The organism is Trichococcus sp. ES5 (assembly GCF_900067165.1).
GTDB lineage: Bacteria > Bacillota > Bacilli > Lactobacillales > Aerococcaceae > Trichococcus > Trichococcus flocculiformis.
On record NZ_FJND01000004.1, the window covers coordinates 145,759 to 168,555 of the forward strand.

Annotated in this window: 22 protein-coding genes; 20 read left to right on the forward strand and 2 right to left on the reverse strand. The window is 46.6% G+C overall.

The window, feature by feature from the left end; all coding sequences use genetic code 11:
* Nucleotides 1–17 precede the first annotated feature (17 nt).
* The 3 genes from TES5_RS05400 (at nucleotide 18) to TES5_RS05410 (ending at nucleotide 3,466) form a co-directional block, all read left to right on the forward strand.
* The gene (locus TES5_RS05400) at nucleotides 18–1,913 is read left to right on the forward strand and encodes an ABC-F family ATP-binding cassette domain-containing protein (RefSeq protein WP_068560705.1); all 1,896 of its coding nucleotides are present in this window, start codon (nucleotides 18–20) and stop codon (nucleotides 1,911–1,913) included.
* 19 nt (nucleotides 1,914–1,932) lie between these two features.
* Nucleotides 1,933–2,880, forward strand: coding sequence for a thymidylate synthase (locus TES5_RS05405; protein WP_068560707.1), 948 nt, complete (start codon nucleotides 1,933–1,935; stop codon nucleotides 2,878–2,880).
* 97 nt (nucleotides 2,881–2,977) lie between these two features.
* Nucleotides 2,978–3,466: a dihydrofolate reductase gene (locus TES5_RS05410; protein ID WP_068560850.1), complete on the forward strand. Its 489-nt coding sequence runs from the start codon at nucleotides 2,978–2,980 to the stop codon at nucleotides 3,464–3,466.
* 72 nt (nucleotides 3,467–3,538) lie between these two features.
* On the opposite strand, the gene TES5_RS05415 is transcribed toward TES5_RS05410, so the two are convergent.
* Nucleotides 3,539–4,189 carry a PAQR family membrane homeostasis protein TrhA gene (locus TES5_RS05415; RefSeq protein ID WP_232309294.1) on the reverse strand — a complete coding sequence of 217 codons (651 nt, stop codon included), beginning with the start codon at nucleotides 4,187–4,189 and terminating at the stop codon, nucleotides 3,539–3,541.
* A gap of 180 nt (nucleotides 4,190–4,369) precedes the next feature.
* On the opposite strand from TES5_RS05415, the gene TES5_RS05420 reads away from it, so the two are divergent.
* From TES5_RS05420 to TES5_RS05495, 16 genes are all read left to right on the forward strand, one after another.
* On the forward strand, nucleotides 4,370–4,993 hold the full coding sequence (locus TES5_RS05420; RefSeq protein WP_068560710.1) for a YpmS family protein: 624 nt from the start codon (nucleotides 4,370–4,372) through the stop codon (nucleotides 4,991–4,993).
* A 15-nt stretch (nucleotides 4,994–5,008) separates the two neighbouring features.
* Nucleotides 5,009–5,233: a YozE family protein gene (locus TES5_RS05425; protein ID WP_068560712.1), complete on the forward strand. Its 225-nt coding sequence runs from the start codon at nucleotides 5,009–5,011 to the stop codon at nucleotides 5,231–5,233.
* Between the two features lie 21 nt (nucleotides 5,234–5,254).
* Nucleotides 5,255–5,956, forward strand: a complete 702-nt coding sequence (gene deoD / locus TES5_RS05430; RefSeq protein WP_068560713.1) for a purine-nucleoside phosphorylase — start codon at nucleotides 5,255–5,257, stop codon at nucleotides 5,954–5,956.
* Between the two features lie 21 nt (nucleotides 5,957–5,977).
* Nucleotides 5,978–7,450 carry a S41 family peptidase gene (locus TES5_RS05435; RefSeq protein WP_068560715.1) on the forward strand — a complete coding sequence of 491 codons (1,473 nt, stop codon included), beginning with the start codon at nucleotides 5,978–5,980 and terminating at the stop codon, nucleotides 7,448–7,450.
* Between the two features lie 162 nt (nucleotides 7,451–7,612).
* Nucleotides 7,613–8,161, forward strand: coding sequence for a signal peptidase I (gene lepB / locus TES5_RS05440; RefSeq protein WP_068560717.1), 549 nt, complete (start codon nucleotides 7,613–7,615; stop codon nucleotides 8,159–8,161).
* 33 nt (nucleotides 8,162–8,194) lie between these two features.
* Nucleotides 8,195–8,857 carry a signal peptidase I gene (lepB, locus tag TES5_RS05445; RefSeq protein WP_083546403.1) on the forward strand — a complete coding sequence of 221 codons (663 nt, stop codon included), beginning with the start codon at nucleotides 8,195–8,197 and terminating at the stop codon, nucleotides 8,855–8,857.
* An 86-nt stretch (nucleotides 8,858–8,943) separates the two neighbouring features.
* Entirely contained in the window at nucleotides 8,944–9,822 is an 879-nt protein-coding gene (gene ylqF, locus TES5_RS05450; protein ID WP_068560719.1) for a ribosome biogenesis GTPase YlqF, read from the forward strand.
* On the forward strand, nucleotides 9,819–10,595 hold the full coding sequence (locus tag TES5_RS05455) for a ribonuclease HII (RefSeq protein ID WP_068560721.1): 777 nt from the start codon (nucleotides 9,819–9,821) through the stop codon (nucleotides 10,593–10,595). Before ylqF ends, TES5_RS05455 begins: the two co-directional genes overlap by 4 nt.
* Before the next feature lie 92 nt (nucleotides 10,596–10,687).
* Complete coding sequence (gene dprA, locus TES5_RS05460; RefSeq protein ID WP_068560723.1) at nucleotides 10,688–11,596, forward strand: DNA-processing protein DprA; 909 nt, start codon at nucleotides 10,688–10,690, stop codon at nucleotides 11,594–11,596.
* Between the two features lie 115 nt (nucleotides 11,597–11,711).
* Nucleotides 11,712–13,781 (forward strand): type I DNA topoisomerase, encoded by a 2,070-nt coding sequence (gene topA / locus TES5_RS05465; RefSeq protein ID WP_068560725.1) that lies wholly within the window; start codon nucleotides 11,712–11,714, stop codon nucleotides 13,779–13,781.
* A gap of 17 nt (nucleotides 13,782–13,798) precedes the next feature.
* Complete coding sequence (gene trmFO, locus TES5_RS05470; protein WP_068560727.1) at nucleotides 13,799–15,109, forward strand: methylenetetrahydrofolate--tRNA-(uracil(54)-C(5))-methyltransferase (FADH(2)-oxidizing) TrmFO; 1,311 nt, start codon at nucleotides 13,799–13,801, stop codon at nucleotides 15,107–15,109.
* 71 nt (nucleotides 15,110–15,180) lie between these two features.
* Nucleotides 15,181–16,107: a tyrosine recombinase XerC gene (gene xerC / locus TES5_RS05475; RefSeq protein ID WP_068560729.1), complete on the forward strand. Its 927-nt coding sequence runs from the start codon at nucleotides 15,181–15,183 to the stop codon at nucleotides 16,105–16,107.
* A 3-nt stretch (nucleotides 16,108–16,110) separates the two neighbouring features.
* Entirely contained in the window at nucleotides 16,111–16,635 is a 525-nt protein-coding gene (gene hslV / locus TES5_RS05480) for an HslVU peptidase proteolytic subunit (RefSeq protein WP_068560731.1), read from the forward strand.
* A gap of 16 nt (nucleotides 16,636–16,651) precedes the next feature.
* The gene (gene hslU / locus TES5_RS05485; RefSeq protein ID WP_068560733.1) at nucleotides 16,652–18,061 is read left to right on the forward strand and encodes an ATP-dependent protease ATPase subunit HslU; all 1,410 of its coding nucleotides are present in this window, start codon (nucleotides 16,652–16,654) and stop codon (nucleotides 18,059–18,061) included.
* A gap of 73 nt (nucleotides 18,062–18,134) precedes the next feature.
* Nucleotides 18,135–18,953 (forward strand): GTP-sensing pleiotropic transcriptional regulator CodY, encoded by an 819-nt coding sequence (gene codY, locus TES5_RS05490; protein ID WP_068560735.1) that lies wholly within the window; start codon nucleotides 18,135–18,137, stop codon nucleotides 18,951–18,953.
* A gap of 36 nt (nucleotides 18,954–18,989) precedes the next feature.
* Nucleotides 18,990–19,862 carry an aldose 1-epimerase family protein gene (locus TES5_RS05495; protein WP_068560737.1) on the forward strand — a complete coding sequence of 291 codons (873 nt, stop codon included), beginning with the start codon at nucleotides 18,990–18,992 and terminating at the stop codon, nucleotides 19,860–19,862.
* Nucleotides 19,863–19,932: 70 nt separating this feature from the next.
* On the opposite strand, the gene plsY is transcribed toward TES5_RS05495, so the two are convergent.
* Entirely contained in the window at nucleotides 19,933–20,535 is a 603-nt protein-coding gene (plsY, locus tag TES5_RS05500; protein ID WP_068560738.1) for a glycerol-3-phosphate 1-O-acyltransferase PlsY, read from the reverse strand.
* A gap of 182 nt (nucleotides 20,536–20,717) precedes the next feature.
* Here plsY and parE point away from each other — a divergent pair, with 182 nt between their 5' ends.
* A complete protein-coding gene (gene parE, locus TES5_RS05505; RefSeq protein ID WP_068560740.1) occupies nucleotides 20,718–22,787 on the forward strand; it encodes a DNA topoisomerase IV subunit B in 2,070 nt (689 codons plus the stop codon).
* Nucleotides 22,788–22,797 lie beyond the last annotated feature (10 nt).

Sequence of the window (22,797 nt, forward strand, 5' to 3'; positions counted from 1 at the left end):
AAGGATGAATGCCACATATGAAAGACTTTAACGCCATCGAGTTAGAAAAATCCTACGGGATGAAGAAACTCTTCAATAAAATATCCTTCACGATCCGCGAAGGTGAACATATCGGTCTGATCGGCCAGAACGGAACCGGCAAAAGTTCCTTGCTGGAGATCATCGCGGGAATCGAAACCCCGGATGCTGGCAGCCTGGACGTGCCCAGTGATTATCGTGTCGGTTACTTGGCGCAGGAGCCTCAACTGAACAAAGAATCGACCGTTTTTGAAGCGGTCTATGAAGGGGAAGCGCCCATCATCAAGACGGTCCGCGCCTACGAGGAAGCTTTGGAATTGTTGGAGAAAGACAGTCTGAATCCGGATCACCAGAACCGATACAGTAAAGCTGAAGCTGACATGAATGCGCAAGACGCTTGGCAGACAGAGGTTCAGATCAAATCAATCCTGAACAGGTTGGGTTTGGACGACATCACGAAAAAAGTAGGCGAGCTATCCGGTGGGCAACGCAAACGCGTCGGCTTGGCGCAGGTGCTGATCCAAGCGCCGGATCTATTGTTGCTGGATGAACCGACCAACCATCTTGACATGGACTCGATCACGTGGCTGGAAAACTATCTTGCCCAGTACAAAGGCTCCGTCCTGTTGGTGACCCATGACCGCTACTTCCTGGAGAATGCCGTCACGAAAATCATCGAACTGAAAAACGGCGGATTGGAAGTCTACACAGGAAACTACGAAGACTATTTATTCCAAAAGAGTGAACGTGAAGCCATCCAACAAAAAATGGATGAGAAGCAGCTGAAACTCTACAAAAGCGAACTGCAGTGGATGCGCAAGGGTGCCAAAGCGAGAACGACAAAGCAGCAGGCACGGATCCACCGATTTGAGGATTTGGAAAAGGTCACGCAACAAAGCACGACCGATGCCAAACTCGAAATCCAATTGGATGGTTCCCGGTTGGGCAAACGCGTCTTCAATTTGGAGCATATCTCGCTGTTTGCGGGAGAAAAACAGATCCTCAACGATTTTTCCTATATATTCCAGTCGAACGATCGCATCGGTATCGTTGGCAAGAACGGGGCAGGCAAGACAACCTTTCTGAATATGTTGGCAGGTGAAATAACGATTGCCGGCGGGAATCTGATCATCGGAGAGACTGTCAAAATAGCCTATTACAAACAGCTTTCCGAAGTGCTTCCTGACGATAAGCGCGTCATCAATTACCTGCAGGAAATCGCGGAAGAGGTGAAATTAAGCGACGGCATTGTCGTCAGCGTCACGGAAATGCTGGAGACATTCCTCTTCCCACGCGAAACCCACGGCAGCCTAATCAGTTCGTTATCAGGAGGGGAAAAGCGTCGACTCTACTTGTTGAAGCTGCTGATGACGAAACCGAATGTGCTGTTGATGGATGAGCCGACGAACGACTTGGACATCGATACGTTGACGGTGTTGGAGGATTACCTGAACAGCTTCGGCGGAGCCGTCATCACCGTTTCGCATGATCGCTATTTCCTGGATAAAGTGGCCGATAAACTGTTGATTCTGAACGATGAGGGCAAACCGGGCGTATTCTTTGGCGATATGAGTGAATATTTGCTGGTTTCGAGACAAAAAGAGAGCGAGGCCGCTAAACAGGAAATCAAAAAAGCGGCAGCGCCTGTCCCGGCTCAGGATGCGGTCAAAGAAAAGACAAAATGGACCTACATGGAGCAGAAGGAATGGGAGACGATCGAGGACGACATTGCCGAACTTGAGGAAAAAGGTCAGACATTGCAGAGCGCGATGGCTGAAAATGTTTCCGACTTCGAAAAGCTGACCCAATTGCAGCAGGAATTGGACGACGCAGAAGCAGCGCTTGCCGAAAAATGGGAACGTTGGGAATATCTCAGCCAGTTCGCCAAAGATTAATGTATATAGGAGAACAAAGATGACAAAACAATATTTGGATTTAGCAAGAACCGTCCTGGAAGCAGGCGCAACAAAACACGACCGTACCGGTACCGGTACGAAAAGCATCTTCGGCTATCAAATGCGTTTCGACCTCGCTGAAGGCTTTCCGATCCTGACGACAAAGAAAGTCGCTTTCGGCCTCATCAAGAGCGAACTGTTGTGGTTCCTGAAGGGTGACACGAACATCAAATACTTGTTGGAAAACAACAACCACATCTGGGATGAGTGGGCATTTGAGCGCTACGTGAAATCAGCAGATTACGCAGGTCCGAATATGGAAGACTTCGGCCACAGGGTATTGAAGGAAGAGGGCTTCAAAGCAATCTATGATGCCGAAATGGCCAAATTCCGCGAAGCGATTTTGACGGATGCAGCCTTTGCAGCCAAACACGGTGAATTGGGCAATATTTATGGGTCCCAATGGCGCCGCTGGAGAACGACGCAAGGGGAATTCATCGACCAGATCAGCGATGTCATCGAAATGATCAAAAAGAACCCAGATTCCAGAAGACTGATGGTTTCCGCCTGGAATCCGGAAGACGTCCCTTCGATGGCTTTGCCGCCCTGCCATACTCTGTTCCAATTCTATGTCACTGATGGGAAACTCAGCTGCCAACTGTACCAGAGGAGCGCGGATATCTTTTTGGGCGTGCCATTCAACATAGCCAGCTACGCTTTATTGACGCATCTGATCGCAAATGAAACAGGTCTTGAAGTCGGAGAATTCATCCATACGTTCGGGGACGCCCATCTTTATCTGAATCATATCGACCAGATCGAGCTGCAACTTTCCAGAGAACCGTTTGCTTTGCCGAAATTGGTGCTGAAGCATCCGGAGAAATCTATTTTTGAAATGGAAAAAGAGGATATCGTCCTGGAAGGCTACAAGAGCCACCCAGGCATCAAAGCACCGATTGCTGTATAAATTTTTCATATCGAGGAAAAGGAGGCTGCCGCCATCAGGTTCCATAAAGGTGCCTGATCGGTCCGGGCGTTGGCTCGGTTGCGCGGCAAAACATAAGATGATCGCATTATTATGGGCTGAAGACGACAATGGAATCATAGGGAAAGGCGGCACATTGCCTTGGCACCTGCCGAATGATCTGAAGTATTTCAAGGAAAAAACACTGAACCACAAAATCGTGATGGGCAGAAAAACGTTTGAGGGGATGGGATCACGGCCGCTGCCGAAAAGGGAAAGCATCATCCTGACGAGACAAACTGAGTACAGCCATGCAGGCGTTACTTTCCTGCATGATGTCAAGGAAGTATTGGCGTTGGATAATGAAGAGGACACGCTTTTCATCATCGGCGGCAGCGAAATTTTTGAACTATTCCTGCCGTTTGCGGATATCCTGTATCAGACCGTCATTCATGCCGACTTTGACGGGGATACTTATTTCCCTACAATCGACTGGAACGAGTGGGGACTTGAGTCATCAACCTTAGGCGTTGTAGATGACAAAAACTGCTTCGAACATGAATTCAAGGTCTTCAAACGGCTGAACTAGGCAGAAAAGGGCTGACTCAATGATTGAGTCAGCCCAATTTTTGCTTTGCATGATGTTATTGATTTTCTGTTTTTAAACATACAAGAAGATGCCGAAAAACATAAAAGCGGCGCCTGCCATAACAAAGAGATGCCAAATGACATGCATAAAGCCGTATTTTTTGTTCGAGTAAAAAATAGTCCCCAAACTGTAACTCAAACCACCTAAAGCGATCAGCACAATGCCGTTCAGACCGAGTGTCTGGTACATCGGTTGAATGATGAACAGCGCCATCCATCCCATACCCAAGTACAAGAGGGTGGAAATACCGTTGAATTTTCCGACGAAAAAGATCTTCAGGATAATGCCGATGATTGCGATTGCCCAAACGGCAATGAACAAAGCTCTGCTTTGACCGTTACGTACCGCAATCAAACAAAACGGCGTATACGTCCCTGCAATCAACAAATATATGGCTGCGTGATCGATGTAGCGGAATATCTTTTGGAAGCGGGTCATACTGAAACTGTGATAGAGCGTCGATGACAGAAAAAGTAAAATCATCGAAGCACCGTAAATGGCATAAGCTACGACTTCTGTAACGTTTCCTGATTGGGACCCCTTCAAAATGAGTAAGACGCATCCTACGATGCTAAGCAAGGTCCCGATTCCATGTGTTACGGCATTCAACACTTCGTTTACGATGATTTTGCGTCTGCCTTCTGTTTGCGGAAAAGTAGTCACATTCATTCCTCCTTGATGCCTGACAGCAAATTTTTTTGGCCAAAGAAAAAAACAGTCTCCAACAACGTCCTTCTGAATGCATTATAGCACATTAAATGGTAAGCTTTAGAAAATAATAGTATCTCTTCCCTAAAAAAAGATTGGGACTTTCAGAAAGATATTTTTAAAGGAGCGAATTCAATGGGAATCAATCAACAAAGAAGTGTGAGAAATAGTCCGAATCCATGGAAAATTGGGTTCATAACCTTGTCGCTCATACTGGTGCTGGCAGCAATTTGGATTTTCTCGAAAATTGCGATGGTTCAGCCTAGCCAAACAGCGACTGATGCTCCAACCACGACGCAATCAGCGGATCGGCTCTCGATAGGGTTGTCCTTGAGCAATGACGAATTGGCGGTCATCGCCAATGAATATCTGAAATCCGAGCAGAGCTTGGATGGCTACTCGTTGGAGATGACGGATGCAGTGACTTTAAAAGGAGAGACTGTACTTTTGGGGCTTTCGATCCCGTTCGCTCTAACAGGAGAGCCGCATGCGACAACGGACGGTAATCTGCAGCTGAAGGTGAACGATATTTCCCTAGGCGGGCTGTCTTTGCCCGAAAAGGAAGCTTTGACTCTTTTGGCTCAATTTTTGGAATTGCCTGTATTCGTGAGCTTGGATGCGGATTCGGAAACCGTACTGATGAATTTGGCCAACATCAAACTTCCAAAAGAGAGTGCCATCCGCCTGCTTTCGATCGATAAAGAGACGAAAGAATATTCGTTTGAAGTAAGCATATCAGCAGAAAATTTGTTAAAATAGAAAGAGGCCTAATTTATGAGACAATCTTTTTACCTTTTCATCTTGACGTATCGAGACCCATACAAAAAGGACAAAAAAACAGCATTTGCGAACCGGGTTTCCGAGGATATCGGTTTTCCGAAGCAAATGACCGATTATCACGAACTTGCCGATTACCTGGAGTTGAGCGGAGAGTACACAGAGTTCATGTCCGTATTTGATGAGTTGTTCGAAGTTTACATCGAGAGAAACCAAAATTAGATAAAGAAAGAAGGAAATGAAATGAGTACACACATTGCAGCAAAACCTGGTCAAATCGCGGAAACTGTTTTATTGCCGGGCGACCCATTGAGAGCGAAGTATATTGCCGAGACATATTTGGAAAATGTCGAACAGTATAATTCTGTCCGGAACATGTTCGGATATACGGGGACATACAAAGGTAAACGTGTCTCTGTCCAAGGCACAGGCATGGGCTTGCCTTCCATCATGATCTACGCAAACGAATTGATCACTGAGTACAATGTACAGAATTTAATCCGGGTCGGTTCTGCAGGGGCAATCCAAAAAGATATCCATGTGCGTGATATCGTCATTGCCCAAGGAGCGACAACCGATTCTAGCGTCGTCAGCAATACGTTCAATGGCCAAGTCAATTTTGCGCCGATCTGTAGCTTTGAATTGATGCATAATGCCTACCTGGTTGCGAAGGAAAGAAATCTATCCGTCCACGTTGGCAATGTCCTGTCTTCGGACCGCTTCTACAATGAAGAGTTGAATAAACAAAAGTTGGCTGACTATGGCGTTCTGGCCGTGGAAATGGAAGCTGCCGGCCTCTACTTGCTGGCCGCCAAATACAACCGGAAAGCTTTAGCTTTATTGACCATCAGCGACCATATCCTGACAGGGGAAGAGACGACTGCCGAAGAGCGTGAAACTACGTTCGATGACATGATGCTCGTTGCTTTGGAATCTATCCTATAATCTTAAAGAGGTGTACTTTGAATGGGCAACAATGGTCATAAACTAAAAAAACGTGGAGTCAAGCTCTCCTTCTACTTCCTGTCCTTACTTATCGTCGCAATTGCGGCTATCGGCGGGACGTATGCGTGGATCGGCAGGAGCGTTACTCTCCCCTCGACAGGAGAGATTATCCAAGGCACAAACAGTTCGACATTGGATGTAGCTGCATCCGAACGCATCGGAGCTGTCTATCAGACACTGCTCAATAATTATGTCGAAGGTGTCGATAAAGAGGCGTTGATTGAGGGTGCCTTGAGCGGCATGGTGGAAGCTGTCGGCGATCCCTACAGTCAATACTTGAATACAGAAGAGAGCGAGAACTTGGATGAGACGATTTCCGCCTCGTTCGAAGGAATCGGAGCTGAAATCATGTCTTTGAATCAGCAGATTGTTATTGTTTCGCCGATCAAGGGCTCGCCAGCTGAAAAAGCAGGACTGTTGCCGAATGACATCATTCTCAGTGCGGATGGCGAATCTTTGCAGGGCTTGACGGCAAGCGAAGCAGTCGCACTGATCAGAGGCGAAAAGGGTAGTGAAGTGGTCCTGGAAATCGTTCGCGGTGACCAGACCTTCAAAGTGAATATCATCAGGGACACGATTCCGATCGAAACGGTGACTTTTGAACTGGATGAAGCTTATCCGGAAATCGGTATCGTCCATGTTTCCAGCTTCTCGACGCCGACTTACGACGATATCGTCAGCGCAGTAACGGATCTGCGCACACAAGGTGCCACATCCTTTGTATTTGATTTCCGGCAGAATCCCGGCGGTTTATTGGATCAAGCTCTGAAGATCAGCAATATGTTCCTTGACGACGGAGATGTCATCATGCAGACGCAAGAAAAAGATGCCGATCCCAATAAGATAGAGGCCAGTGACAGCGAATTCGGGGATTTCAAGATAACCGAACCAACCGTATTGCTTGTTGATGAGGGAAGTGCCAGTGCATCGGAAATCGTCGCGGGAGCTCTGCAGGAATCATCCGAAATTCCGTTGGTCGGGACAACGACCTTCGGCAAAGGGACAGTGCAAACTGTTTATCCGTTGACGGAGAGCAGCGAATTGAAATTGACGGTCGCCAAGTGGCTGACGCCAAACGGAAACTGGATCCACCAAAAAGGCATTGCTGTGGACTACGAAGTTGCTCTTCCGGAGTACGCCACTTTGACGATTATCGATTCTACGGCAATCTATGAAGAAGGAACTGTCTCGGAAGAGGTCAAGAATGTGGAAGCGATGCTGAACGCCATCGGATACGCAGTCGAAGCAGACGGTTATTACGATGAAGCTACTGTCGAACAGGTAGCCTCATTCCAAGCTGCAAATGAGCTGGAAACAACCGGAATCGTAACGGGCGACACCGCGTTGGCGCTTGTCGAAAAATTGCGCGAAGTTCTTACGGAGAACGATACACAGTACGATAAAGCTGTGGAAATATTGATGGGGAACGAATAATCCGAAAGGTTTGGCTGCTTTTACGAAGTGCCAAACCTTTTTGTAATGTCTGAAATTGCTTGGAAGTGTCGCCTTTGGATTTGTTGCGATTCTTTTTGTGCGTAAAATATGCTAAACTATGAGTATTGTTTTCGTAAACTATAACCAAAAAGGTTGATACCGATGAAAGTAGATAAAAAGATGCAGGATGGGATTTGGGATTGGGTCAAGGCGATAATCTTAGCCTTGTTGCTGGTGCTCATCATCCGTTTTTATGTTTTCATTCCGTTGAAAGTTGAAGGCGACTCAATGAGTCCAACGCTAGCACAGGGCAACTATCTCTTATACGAGACGTTTTCGGACATTGATCGCTTTGATATCATCATCTTCAGCAATGAAGATGGGCAAACGCTCATTAAGCGAGTCATCGGATTGCCGGGCGATTCCATCGCTTACAGCGAGGATCAACTGTACCTGAATGGCGAGCCTGTTGAAGAGTCTTTTCTGGGGACGGAGAAGCAGCAAGGGATGGATGTTTTCACTTCGGATTTTGATTTGCTGACTTTGACAGGAATGGAGACAGTCCCGGAAGGCAGCTATTTTGTGTTGGGGGACAATCGAGTCCGTAGCCGGGACAGCCGGATATTCGGTTTTGTGCCGCAAGCTGATATAGCCGGAAAAGCTGCAATGGTGTATTTTCCGTTTGGGGATTTTGGCTTTATTGAAAATTAAGAACCGGCTGGGTTTATAAGAAAGGGTGATTCGATGTCATTTGGAAATAAAAATCATGATTACCAAGACTCTGGTTTTGTTTCAAGGAACGAAAGATTCAAAGTCGAACAAAAGAAAGATATTCAACCGGAAAAACGAGGTGGCTTTTTTCGGGAAGCGCTGAGCCTGCTTTTTTCGGTGGCGATCGCCTTTGTGCTGTTCGTTGTCATCCGGACTTATCTGTTTTATCCGTTCCAGGTTGTCGGTGATTCGATGGTACCCACTTTGGAGACGGGAGACCGGCTGATCCTGAACAAATTGGCCGAAGTTGATCGTTTTGATATCGTTGTGTTTCCTGCTCCTGACGGGACGGATGAAGAATATGTGAAACGCGTTATCGGGCTTCCTGGTGACGAAATCACTTATTTCCAGGATGAACTGTATATCAACGGCGAAAAAGTAACGGAACATTATCTGGAGGCTTTAAAAGAAGGATCAAATCAGACATTGACCGGTGATTTCACCCTCTTTAGCCTGACGGGGGAAATGGCCGTCCCTGAAGACATGTATTTCGTTCTTGGGGACAACCGCGTTGTTTCGAAAGATAGTCGTGTCTTCGGATTTATCCCAGCAGCGCAAATCGAAGGGACAGCTGATTTAAGACTGTGGCCTTTAAACAAAATAGGCATCATTGCTGATAATGGGGCAGAAGAATAAAGAGACAACCGCACACAGGTGTATTTGCACTTGTGTTTTGTTTTGAAATGGAAGCGAAGGATTTACTTAGAAAAGGAAGTGTCAATATGTTAATACAATGGTTTCCAGGCCACATGGCAAAAGCGAAACGTGAAGCGTTAGAAAAATTAAAAATGGTCGATTTGGTGATTGAGTTGCTGGATGCGCGCCTTCCGGAATCGAGTCGGAACCCATTGATCGACGAAATCATCGGAAACAAGCCAAGATTGATTGTGCTCAATAAGGCTGATCTTGCGGATAAGACAGCCACAAAAGAATGGTTGGAATACTTCAAACAGGATAACAAAGCGCAGCGAGCCGTTTCGATTTCGACGCTTAACAATAAAGATGTAGAGAACATCAAAAGAGAACTGAAAGCGATGATGGCGCACAAAACGCAGGCGATGATCGCTAAAGGCGTCAAACCTCGCGCCATCCGTTTGATGATCCTTGGCATCCCTAACGTCGGGAAGTCAACTTTGATCAATAAATTGATGCAAAAGAATCGAGCCCAGACCGGAAACCGACCTGGTGTGACAAAAGGGCAACAATGGCTGAAAATCGGCGGTGATTTCGAGTTGTTGGACACTCCAGGGATACTGTGGCCTAAATTCGAGGATCAGCTGATCGGTCAAAAACTTGCCCTAACCGGAGCAATCAAGGATACCGTTTTCCACAAGGATGATGTCGCTTTATTTGCGTTGCGTCATTTTATGCAGTATTATCCAGGCAGATTGCAGGCATTCTATAAGGTGGACGAAAAAGAATTCGAAGGAGCGGTTCCGGACCTGTTGATGGAATTGACCACGAAACTGCGCTTTGGCGAGGATTACAGCCGTGCCAGCGAGAGAATCATTTTTGACATCCGCGGCGGCAAACTGGGGCCTTATACTTTGGATCAGGTTCCCGTTAGACTGGGGGAGGCTGGCGAGGGATTAACAGAATGAACAAACCATTGAGCATCGCTGCCATCAAGGAGCAGTTGCAGGAAATCCGATCGCTGGAAGATCCACGATGGACAACGATCCGATCCGACTCCCGCAAAGGCGTCCAAGCCGCGATCAAATCGTGGGAGCGCAATTATCAACTCGACCTCGCCTTAAAAGAACGGCAAATCCAGATGCTGGCCTTCGAAGAGGAACTGAAGGCAAATGGCCGGCTTGCCATCGCAGGAATCGATGAAGTCGGCAGAGGCCCATTAGCTGGTCCAGTGGTCGCTGCCGCCGTCATTCTGCCGGCAGAGCTGCCTTTCCTTCCGGTCAACGATTCGAAACAACTCTCAGCAAAAAAAAGGGAGCAACTATACGATCAGATCATGGCCATTGCCGATGTCGGGATCGGATTGATTTCCCCGGAAACGATTGATGCCGTGAATATTTATGAAGCCACGAAACTGGCGATGATGCAAGCAATCGCCAATCTGAAACAAGAACCGGACAGCCTGTTGATCGATGCCATGAAGCTTCCTTTGCCGATTGAGCAGCAATCGATCATCAAAGGTGATGCCAAATCGGTCTCCATCGCTGCGGCGAGTATTGTCGCGAAAGTATACCGTGATCGCCTGATGTCCGAATATGCGGTTCAATATCCTTACTATGGTTTTGAGAAGAACGCCGGCTATGGCACCCAACTGCATTTATCCGGTTTGGAAGCGCATGGTATTACCCCTATCCACCGGAAGACGTTTGATCCGATCAAAAGCATGCTGAGGGATCAGTAAAAATTCTGCACTCCAAATGCAAACAATTGAATAAAGCTTAATGCAACTCCTTGCGTATTATCTTATCAGATTGTACGCAAAGGAGTTTTTTTATGGAAATGAACCGCGAGGATGTGACGGTCCGCGATAAGTTGATTTATCATGCAATGACTGGCGTGTGCACGCCACATTTCATGAAGCATCTCTATTTGTCTTGGATGAGGGATCCGGATTATTCAATAGAAGAGAACATTAAAGGTTATGTTCCGATGGCCAATGAATCAAAACAGCAGAAACTAAAGTCAGCCATACAAACAGCCTACCGCAGGATGTCTTATGAGGAATTGCTGGAACTTTACCGGAGCAAAGATATTCAGATTTTGACCATCCTGGATAATGGTTATCCGGAGGGCTGGTTGAATAGCTATCTGCCTCCAATTGTGGTGTTTTGCGCGGGTAATATCGGTTTATTGGAGCAGCCGTGTTTAAGTGTCGTAGGTAGCCGCAGTCCGTCCGCCTATGGAAAGGCAGTCCTGAATGAAATGATACCGCCGTTGGTTACGGAAGGCGTCACGCTCGTAAGCGGGCTTGCCAAAGGCATCGATCAAATGGTTCATTCCTGTGCCATCGCAAACGGCGGAGCCACAATCGGCATCATCGGGTCAGGTCTGGATGTTACTTACCCAAGGGAAAATGCCGTCCTTCAGCGGCAAATGATGGCGGAGCAGCTCGTCATCAGTGAGTATCCTTTGGGCTCAAAGCCGGAACGCTATCATTTTCCGATGCGAAATCGTCTGATCGCCAATCTCTCGTCGGCAACACTGGTGATCGAGGCGACAGAAAAGAGTGGAAGCCTTATAACTGCGAATCTAGCCTTGCAGGAAAATCGAGATGTTTTTGCGGTCCCAGGAAATATTACCAGCCACCTCAGCGTCGGTACCAATCAATTGATAAAGGCCGGTGCTGCTTGCGTTTTGAATGCGACTGACGTGCTGGAGGAAATGAGAACGCAGTGGAACTGAAGCATCTGCGGAATAACTTCCATTTGACAAACACCTAGTTTATGGCATAAGATGGGAAACGATTTAAATGACAGAAATATACATACAAAATATTTCGTTGAGAGGAGTCGTTTCTTTGGCTTATAAATATTTAGTCATTGTGGAATCACCTACTAAAGCCAAAACGATAGAAAAATATCTTGGCAGAAACTACAAAGTGGTAGCGAGCAAAGGCCACTTACGCGATTTACCAAAGAGTCGAATGGCGGTTGATATCGAAAATGACTACCAACCGGACTATATTTCCATCCGTGGTAAAGGCGACCTTATAAAAGAATTGAAAAAATATGGACATAAGGCAGAAAAAATCTACTTGGCTTCCGACCCGGATAGAGAAGGGGAGGCCATCTCGTGGCATCTGGCACATTTGTTGGGCTTGGACCCAGCAGACAATATCCGTGTCGTTTATAATGAAGTAACCAAAGATGCAGTCAAAGAAGCACTTAAAAACCCAAGACCGATCAATATGGATCTTGTCTCAGCCCAGCAGGCCCGAAGAATCTTGGATCGTCTGGTAGGGTACTCCATTTCACCCATACTATGGAAGAAAGTCAAAAAAGGTTTGAGTGCCGGACGGGTTCAGTCTGTTGCGCTGAAACTGATCATCAACCGCGAGGAAGAGATTGCCGGTTTCGAGCCTGTGGAGTCTTGGACAATAGACGGCACGTTCCTGAAGGACAAACATGTTTTTCAGGCGGCATTTTACGGGTTGGACGGGAAGAAACTGAAGTTGAAGACCAAAGAGGAAGCGGATGCGGTGCTGGAGAAGATTACATCCAATGTCTTTGAAATCACCGATGTTACGAAGAAACAGCAAAAACGTAACCCGGCTCAGCCTTTCACGACTTCCAGCATGCAGCAGGAAGCCGCCAACAAACTGAATTTCCGTACGCGGAAAACGATGATGGTCGCTCAGGAGCTTTACGAAGGGATTGCGCTCGGCAAAGAAGGCTCAGTTGGACTTATCACCTACATGCGAACGGATTCCACACGTGTTTCAGCCGGTTCGATTGAAGAAGCCCATGAATACATAACAGGTACATATGGTCCAGAATATGCCATCGATAAACAACGTGAGAACAAAAAATCTCAATCGGCGCAGGATGCCCATGAAGCCATCCGTCCTTCAAGTGTTTTGAGGGTTCCAAGCGAAATCGAACCTTTCTTGACGAAGGATCAGTTCAAATTGTATCAATTGATTTGGGCACGCTTTTTGGCTAGCCAAATGACTCCGGCGATCTTCGATACGATGAAGGTAGATCTCAAGCATGAGGATGTTATGTTCCGCGCGACAGGTTCCAAAGAGAACTTTGCCGGTTACCGCAAAGTCTACGTAGAAGGCAATTCCAAAGAAAAAGATAACCTTCTTCCGGAAATGGCTGTCGGCGATACGGTTTTTTCAAAAGACATCGACCCGAATCAGCATTTCTCACAACCGCCGGCCCGATACTCGGAAGCAACGCTCATCAAAGCTTTGGAGGAGAACGGTGTCGGTAGACCTTCGACCTATGCGCCGACAATCGAAACGATCCAGAAGCGTTATTACGTAAAAGTGACGGCAAAACGTTTCGAACCAACAGAATTGGGTACGATCGTAAACGGTTTGATTTCCACTTATTTCCCGGATATCGTGAATATTTCCTTCACTGCCGGAATGGAACAAGATCTAGACAGTGTCGAAGAGGGAAAAATAGAATGGGTTAAAGTAGTCGATCGTTTTTATAAGCCATTCGCCGAAGAACTAGCGAAAGCGGAAGTTGAGATCGAAAAAATTGAGATTAAGGACGAACCTGCCGGATTCGATTGCGAATTATGCGGCCATCCGATGGTCATCAAAATCGGCAGATTCGGAAAATTCTATGCATGCAGCAATTTCCCGGAATGCCGCAACACGAAGCCGATCGTCAAGAAAATCAACGTGACGTGTCCTGTGTGCAAAAAAGGCGAGGTAATCGAGAGGAAATCCAAGAAAAATCGGATATTCTATGGGTGTGATCGTTACCCAGAGTGCGAATTCATCTCCTGGGACAAACCGATTGGCCGTGATTGCCCGAAATGTCAACAGTATCTTGTTGAGAAGAAGGTCAAAGGCGGCATCCAAGTGAAATGCAGTCATTGTGAATACGAGGAAGACATACAGAAATAACGTTATGGAGGCATACTATGACAAGTAAAAGAGTTACCGTGATCGGAGCCGGCTTGGCCGGAAGCGAAGCGGCTTTTCAAATAGCGGAGCAGGGTATCCAAGTCGATCTCTATGAGATGAGGCCCAAAAAGATGACGCCTGCCCACCATACTTCAGGCTTCGCGGAATTGGTCTGTACCAATTCACTGCGGGCGAATCAAGTCACGAACGCCGCCGGATTGATAAAGGAAGAAATGCGTCATCTGAATTCCCTCATCATCCAAGCGGCTGATGCGACCGCGCTTCCTGCGGGCGGCGCTTTGGCGGTCGATCGAGAAAATTTTTCAGCTTATGTTACGAAAGCATTGGAAGAACATCCCAATATCACAATCCATCTGGATGAGCTGACGGAATTGCCTGAAGGGATCACGGTGGTAGCGACTGGCCCTTTGACTTCGGAACCATTAAGCCAATCGATCCAACATTTCATTGAAACGGAAGGATTGTACTTCTATGATGCCGCCGCACCGGTGTTGGAAAAAGACAGCATCAATATGGAGAAGGTTTACTTGAAGTCGCGTTATGACAAAGGTGAAGCCGCCTACCTGAACTGTCCGATGACCAAAGAGGAATTCGAAAACTTCTATCATGAACTGATTACGGCTGAAGTAGCCCCGTTGAAAGAATTCGAGGAAGAAAAATATTTCGATGGGTGCATGCCATTCGAAGTGATGGCCTCAAGAGGTGAAAAAACGTTGCTGTTCGGTCCGATGAAACCGGTCGGACTGGAAGATCCGAAGACTGGAAAGATTCCCTATGCAGTTGTGCAGCTCCGTCAGGACAATGCTGCCGGATCCCTATATAACATTGTCGGATTCCAGACTCACCTGAAATGGGGAGAGCAGAAACGGATCCTGCGAATGATCCCGGGGTTGGAAAATGTTGAGATTGTACGTTACGGAGTCATGCATCGGAATACGTTCCTGAACTCTCCAAAAATCCTGCGCGCCACCTATCAGAGCCAAAAACGCGACGACCTGTTCTTTGCCGGCCAGATGACCGGAGTTGAAGGATATGTCGAGAGTGCTGCAAGCGGGCTGTTGGCTGGCCTCAATGCCGCCAGAATGGCGAGCGGACAGGAATGTGTTGTCTTCCCGAAAGAGACGATGATCGGTGCGATGTCCCACTACATCACAAATACAGACAGCAAACATTTCCAACCGATGAACGCCAACTTCGGCATCATTGAACCTTTAGGCGGCAAGAAAATCCGCGATAAACAGCTCAAAAACCAGATGATAGCCGATAAAGCATTGGCTGCCCTGGACGAATTCGTGCAAACGATTTAAGTTCGCCAACTTACGTTGAAATCTCTCCAACATTGTGATAAATTTAGTCATAAGATGTTGGGGGGATTTTTTTGTCTAATCAAGAATTAATCGATCGTTTCATAAAATATTTGGCTATCGAGAGGCGCTATTCCGACGAAACCGTCAAGGCCTATCTGTTTGACCTGAAAAAATTTGAATCCTTTCTTGAGGAAAGTGGAACCAGCAATTTGCTGGCGGTGAAATTGTATGATGTCCGACTGTATTTGAGTTTTTTGGACGAACAAAAACTGAGTCGGAATACGATTTCGCGCACCTTGTCCAGCCTGAGGGGATTCTATCACTTCCTGATCCGCAATGACCTTCTTGATGAAAACCCTTTATCCTATATCTCATTCAAGAAAAAGCAATTGCGTTTGCCGCAGTACTTATACGAAGAAGAGTTGGAAAAACTATTGCGCGCAGCCGAAGGGACGGAAATGCTTGACTATCGGAACCGAGCGCTGGTGGAATTGTTTTATGCGACCGGAATCCGTGTGAGCGAGTGCAAGAACATCAAGTTACAGGATGTTTCCTTCGAATTGGGTGTCATTTTAATTTTCGGAAAAGGAAACAAAGAACGTTATGTGCCCTTCGGCCATTATGCCGCCGCTGCCATTCAGGAATATCTGGAAATGACCCGGACAGAATTGATGGCTAAACACCAACGCAATCACGATTATCTCTTTGTGAGCCGCTTGGGTGATCCGCTCACGGCAGGCGGTATTGAATACATATTAAAACAGATCATGAAAAAAACCGGATTGACCGGTACATTGCATCCGCATATGCTGCGGCATACGTTTGCGACCGATATGTTGAACAACGGAGCAGATATGCGGACAGTCCAGGAACTTTTAGGACATGCCAGTCTGTCTTCCACGCAAATATACACGCATGTAACGAAAGATGCCCTCCAAAGGAATTACAATAAATTCCATCCACGGGCGAAACGGGACAGCAAAAAACAGGGGGAATAACAAATGACAACAATCTGCGCAGTGCAGCACAACGGACGTTCAGCCATGGCGGGTGATGGCCAGGTGACGATGGGGGAATCCGTCATCATGAAAGGGACCGCAAAAAAAATCAGACGCATCTATCATGATGAAGTCATCGTCGGTTTCGCAGGCGGCGTAGCGGATGCGTTCACCCTTGAGGACAAATTTGAAGAGAAACTGAATCAGTACAAAGGAAACTTGCTGCGCGCCTCCATTGAGGTGGCTAAAGAATGGCGGGGAGATCGCGCTCTTCAGAAACTGGAGGCGTTGTTGATCGTCATGAACAAGGAACAGATGCTGCTTGTTTCCGGAAGTGGGGAAGTCATCGAACCGGATGATGGCATCCTGACGATCGGATCGGGCGGAAATTATGCCTTGGCTGCAGCAAGAGCGCTGAAAAGAAGAGGCTCCGATCTTTCCGCTAAGGAAATCGCCTACGAAAGCCTCAAAATCGCCTCAGAAATCTGCGTATTTACTAACGACAACATCATTGTTGAAGAATTTTAGATAGGTGGCTAATATAATGAAGGAACAGCACAACAGAACACCCAGAGAAATCGTTAAGGAGCTCGATCGTTATATCATCGGCCAGGATGCCGCAAAAAAAGCAATCGCTGTCGCTTTGCGGAATCGCTACCGGAGACAAAAATTGGATGCCGATATGCAAAAAGAAGTGACGCCGAAAAATATTCTGATGATCGGGCCGACCGGGGTAGGAAAGACCGAGCTGGCGAGACGCTTGGCCTTATTGGTCGAAGCACCCTTCGTCAAGGTCGAGGCCACTAAATTCACAGAGGTCGGCTATGTCGGCCGCGACGTCGAATCGATGGTCCGCGATCTGATGGAGAACGCCATCCAGATCGTCGAAAAGCAAAAACGCGGCGATGTGTATGCCAAAGCCTATGAGGCTGCTTTGGAACGCCTTGCCAAAGTCATGAAGCCGGGGATCAAAAAGGCGAAGCCCAAACAGGAAGGCATGAATGACTGGCAAAACATGTTCAAAAATCTAGGGATGCCTCTGCCGGAAAATCAGGAAGAAGAAGTTGAAGAAGTGACCGCCGAAATAGCCAAGAGCAGAGCGGAAATCATTGAACAATTGCGTAAAGGACTTCTGAATAAGCGTGAAGTCTCCATAAAAGTGGAGGAAAAACAAGCAAATCCCTTAGGTGGCGGCGGAAACAACGAACAAATGATGATGCTGCAGTCTGCATTCGAATCCATGACGCCGAAAAAGAAAATCCAGCGGACGCTTTTGGTCGAAGATGCTATCGAGGTACTTGTGCAGGAGGAAACCGACAAACTGGTCAACAAGGATGATATTTCGCAGGAAGCTTTGAAGTTGGCCGAAACCAACGGCATCATTTTCATCGATGAAATCGATAAGATCACTTCCAAATCACAAAATTCAGGTGAAGTGTCGCGGGAAGGTGTGCAACGGGATATCCTTCCGATTGTCGAAGGGAGCCAGGTTTCCACCAAGTATGGGACACTCCAAACAGATCACATCCTCTTCATCGCATCCGGCGCGTTCCATGTTTCCAAGCCGAGCGATCTCATCCCGGAACTGCAAGGTCGTTTCCCGATCCGCGTGGAATTAAATGACCTTACGGAAGATGACTTCGTCAGGATCCTAACTGAACCCAATAATGCAATGCTAAAGCAGTACACTGCGTTGTTGGCAACTGAAGACGTCGCTATCACTTTCACCCAGGAAGCTATCCGGAACATGGCTGCCATCGCGACTGAGGTTAACCAGGAAACCGATAACATCGGAGCTAGACGGCTGCATACGATCATGGAAAAATTATTGGAGGATTTGTTGTTCGAAGCTTCCGAAATACCAGGTACAGAAATTACCATAACAGAACATTATGTCGATGAAAAACTTGAGAAAATCGTAGAAAATAAAGATTTAAGAAGATATATCCTTTAAGCATAAATAATCCCCTTCAGGATGGATAAACCTTGTGGATATTTTCTGATGGATGATCGTATGGGGGGGAAACATGGACGAATTATTAGAAAAGTTGAGAAGGATCAACCACATGCTTCAAAAAGAGGGTGGGTTTGTCACTGTGAGCGGCGAAGCGACAGCATTACCTTTTACGGAAATGGCAAGCGTTCTTGGTGATATTTTAAGAGCCAACACGTATCTGATCGATCTATCCGGAAATCTATTGGGCTACAGCGAGGCGACCGATATCAACAATATCCGCATCAAACAAATGCTGGAGGATAAGAAATTTCCGGAACAGTATGCCCAAAATCTCTCTGCTTTATTTCAAACGACCGCGAACATCGGCATTGAATCTGATTTCACTGCCTTTCCGATTGAGAGCAGAGATTTGTTTATTACAGGTGTCACAACAATCGTTCCGATTTTTGCTTCCGGAAAGCGTTTGGGTAGTTTGATTTTGGCACGTATGTTTCCGGCTTTTGACAGCAGCGATTTGATTCTTGCCGAACACGGGGCCACCGTAATCGGCATTGAGTTGCTGCATAGCATCAATTTGCGTACGGAAGAGGCAACAAGAGTGACGACACTGATCCAAATTGCAATAAAATCCTTGTCTTTTAGCGAACTCGAAGCAGTCAAAGCTATTTTTGAGAGTTTTCCATCCTTAGAGGAACGCATCACCGCATCGAAAATTGCGGAAGAAAAAAATATAACGCGCTCCGTGATTGTGAATGCTTTAAGGAAGCTGGAATCAGCCGGTATTCTCGAGACGAGATCGCTCGGCATGAAGGGGACATTCATCAGAGTCGTTTCTCCAGAATTGCTTGATGCTTTAAAAAAGGCTTTGTATCAAAGAAATGATCAGTAACCAAATTGGTGTAAAGCCAAACTAGGGGGAAATGTCATGGAGTTTGTAATCGAAAATGAGCACCTTATAGTAACCGTAAAGGATAAAGGTGCAGAAATATCCAGTGTAGTCGCAAAGAAAACTGGTATCGAATATATTTGGCAAGCTGATGAGAAAGTTTGGAACAGACATGCCCCTGTTCTATTTCCTTTCGTAGGACGCCTGAAGGAGGACTCCTTCCGATATAAAGGTAATACTTACCCAATGGGGCAACACGGTTTTGCCCGCGACTCGAAATTTTCAGTGCATGAGCGCCTGACTGACAGTATTACATTCATTCTTGCGCCGAACGGTCACTTCAAAGATGTTTATCCATTTTTGTTTGAATTGCAGTTGACTTATCAATTGTTCGAGAACCAGTTGTCCGTCATTTACAAGGTGAAGAATCTTGATGAAAATACGATGTACTATTCGATTGGGGGGCATCCAGGCTTCAACGTGCCGTTGACAGAGGGTGAGACATTAGAAGATTATTACATCAAGATGACTCCTGAAACTTCCCGAGAGCGCTTCTTGCTGGAAGGGCCGTATCTATCCGCAAACAAAGCACTTGAAGTGGATCAGAACAATTTCCCGCTGCAAAGAGAACTATTCCTGAATGATGCCATTATTTTGAAAACGCCGGAACCGACGACGGTGACGTTGGCATCTAATAAAGGCGAGCACGGAGTTATACTGTCCTATGAAGATTTTGATTACTTAGGTATTTGGACGAAGCCGCAGCAAGACGCAACTTACGTCTGTTTGGAACCTTGGTGCGGATTGGCTGACAGGTCGGATTCGGATGGGGCGTTGGAACGGAAAACAGCCATCCAATCACTTGAACCAGGAAATAAACGTTATTATGTCCATAGGGTCGCGTTCTTCTAAATCGTTGCCTAGTTACACTAAAAAGGCAGGACCGTAAATCAGCAACGATTTACGGTCCTGCCTTATTCTTTTATTCTTTGACGCTCTTTGATTTGTAGCCGAAAGGTACTTTGCTTTCCGTCCCATTCTTGATCCGGTAAATGTTGGAACGGTGACGATAGATGATGAAAATCGTCAGAAGGATCGTAACAATCGTCAACGGCCAATCCTTAAAAAAGAAGGAAAGGAAGATTGCCGTAAAACAGACCAATATGCTGGACAAGCTGACCATTCTGGAGAAATAAAGATAGATGACGAAAGCGATGATCACTTCTGTAAAAAAAAGGGGGTTGTAAGCCAAAATGATACCGCCGCTTGTAGCGACTGCCTTACCGCCTTTGAATCCCGCAAAAAGGGGATAAGTATGCCCTAATGCTGCCACAACACCGGCCAGCAAAGGGTGAATTTCGGCCCCTAACCATATCGGCAGTAAAGTTGCCGCCGAGCCTTTCAGCATGTCCATGATCAAGACGATTGTACCGGCTTTTTTCCCTAAAACGCGGAAGGTGTTCGTGGTTCCGCTGTTCCCGCTGCCGTATGTGCGGATGTCTGTATGATAAAAATATTTTCCAATCCAAATGCCTGAAGGGATAGAACCCAAAAGATAGGCTAGGACGATGACGACTGCTGTCATTCTCACTTCACTCCTAGTTTAAAACTCCAATATAAAACAATTCCAGTTCATTTTACCATTTAATCGACATTTTTCCTATAGGAGGCAGAATTCTGTCTTATTTTTAATACTTTTCAAAGTGAAAATTATACAGTATGATAGAATAGATGTTCGGTTCAGAACAGAGATGAAGGAGTTTTTTTATGGCACAAAATAATGAGAATAAATACAATGACGACTCCATCCAAGTGTTGGAAGGACTTGAAGCAGTCAGGAAACGGCCAGGTATGTATATCGGTTCGACCGACGCACGTGGACTGCATCATTTAGTATATGAAATAGTCGACAATGCAGTTGACGAGGCTTTATCGGGGTTTGCCGATAAAATCGATATCACGATCCACAAAGACCAAAGCATTAGTGTCAAAGATAATGGCCGCGGTATGCCGACTGGGTTTCATGCTTCAGGTGTACCAACCATCCAAGTCATTTTCACAGTGTTGCATGCTGGTGGCAAATTCGGTCAAGGAGGCTACAAAACTTCAGGAGGCCTCCATGGAGTGGGTGCAAGTGTCGTCAATGCCCTGTCCGAGTGGCTGGAAGTGTCCGTCATCCGAGAGAGCACAGTCTATACGATGAAATTCAAGGATGGCGGGAAACCTGCCAGTAAATTGACTAAGGCAAAAAGTGCTGCAAAAGGTTCAGGCTCTTCGATTCACTTTTTACCCGACAAGGAAGTTTTCGGAACAGCGCAACTATCCTATGAGGTTTTGGCGGAGCGGTTCAGGGAATCAGCCTTTTTATTGAAAGGTTTGACCATCACGCTGAAAGATGAACGGACGGAACAAAGCGATACTTTTTACTTCGAAGAAGGAATCAAGGAATTCGTTGCTTACTTAAATGAAGAAAAAGATACACTGCATGATGTCGTGTATTTCAGTGGAGAAGCAGATGGGATTGAAATTGAATTTTCCTTCCAGTATAACGATGGTTATTCGGAGACGATTTTGTCTTTCGTCAACAACGTCCGCACTAAGGATGGCGGCACCCACGAAACCGGTGCGAAGACAGCCATCACCAAAGCCTTCAACGAATACGCCCGGAAGATGAACCTGATCAAAGAGAAGGAGAAGAATCTTGAAGGCAGTGATGTCCGTGAAGGCCTTTCGGCAGTGTTGTCCTTGCGCGTTCCAGAAAACCTGCTGCAATTCGAAGGCCAAACGAAAGAGAAATTAGGCACACCACAAGCGCGGGCCGCCGTTGATGGCCTCATCAGCGAAAAATTAAGCATCTATCTGACCGAGAATGGCGAAACAGCCCAAATGCTTGCCAGGAAATCCCTCAAAGCCAGAGAGGCCAGAAACGCAGCGCGAAAAGCCCGTGAAGAGACGCGAAATGGCAAAAAACGCCAAAAAAACGAATCACTGTTGTCCGGCAAGTTGACACCTGCCCAAAGCAAAAATCCGAAAAAGAACGAACTATACCTAGTCGAGGGTGATTCCGCCGGCGGGTCCGCCAAACAAGGACGCGACCGCAAGTTCCAGGCGATCCTCCCGCTGCGTGGGAAAGTCATCAATACCGAACGCGCGAGCATGCAGGATATACTGAAGAACGAGGAAATCAACACGATCATCTACACAGTAGGCGCAGGCGTCGGGGCGGATTTTGATATCGAGGATTGCAATTATGACAAAATTATCATCATGACCGATGCGGACACGGATGGTGCGCACATTCAGATCCTGTTGCTGACTTTCTTCTATCGATACATGAAACCGCTGCTGGAAGCCGGGAAAATTTATCTGGCGCAACCGCCCCTATATAAAATATCCAAGGGCTTCGGCAAAAACGAAAAAATCGAATACGCATGGACCGAAAAGGAGCTTCAGGAAAAAATCGACATCATCGGTAAGGGCTACATCTTGCAACGCTATAAAGGGCTTGGAGAAATGAACGCGGATCAGCTATGGGATACTACAATGGACCCTGAAACCAGAACGTTGATCCGGGTTCTCATCGACGACAAGGCCCAAGCTGAGCGCCGGGTTACGACACTGATGGGGAACAAAGTCGAACCGCGAAGGAAATGGATCGAGAAGCATGTCGAATTTTCGATGGCCGATGATAAGAGCATTTTGGAGCAAGACCTTGCACCGACTTCCGATAGCGGACAGACGCAGCTTCAAGATAAAGTTAAAAAAGCGTCTTCTGGTCAACAGACCGCTCACGACATGGAGCAGATATCGTTAGATTTTGAAAGTGGTGAACAATAGTGGATAATCT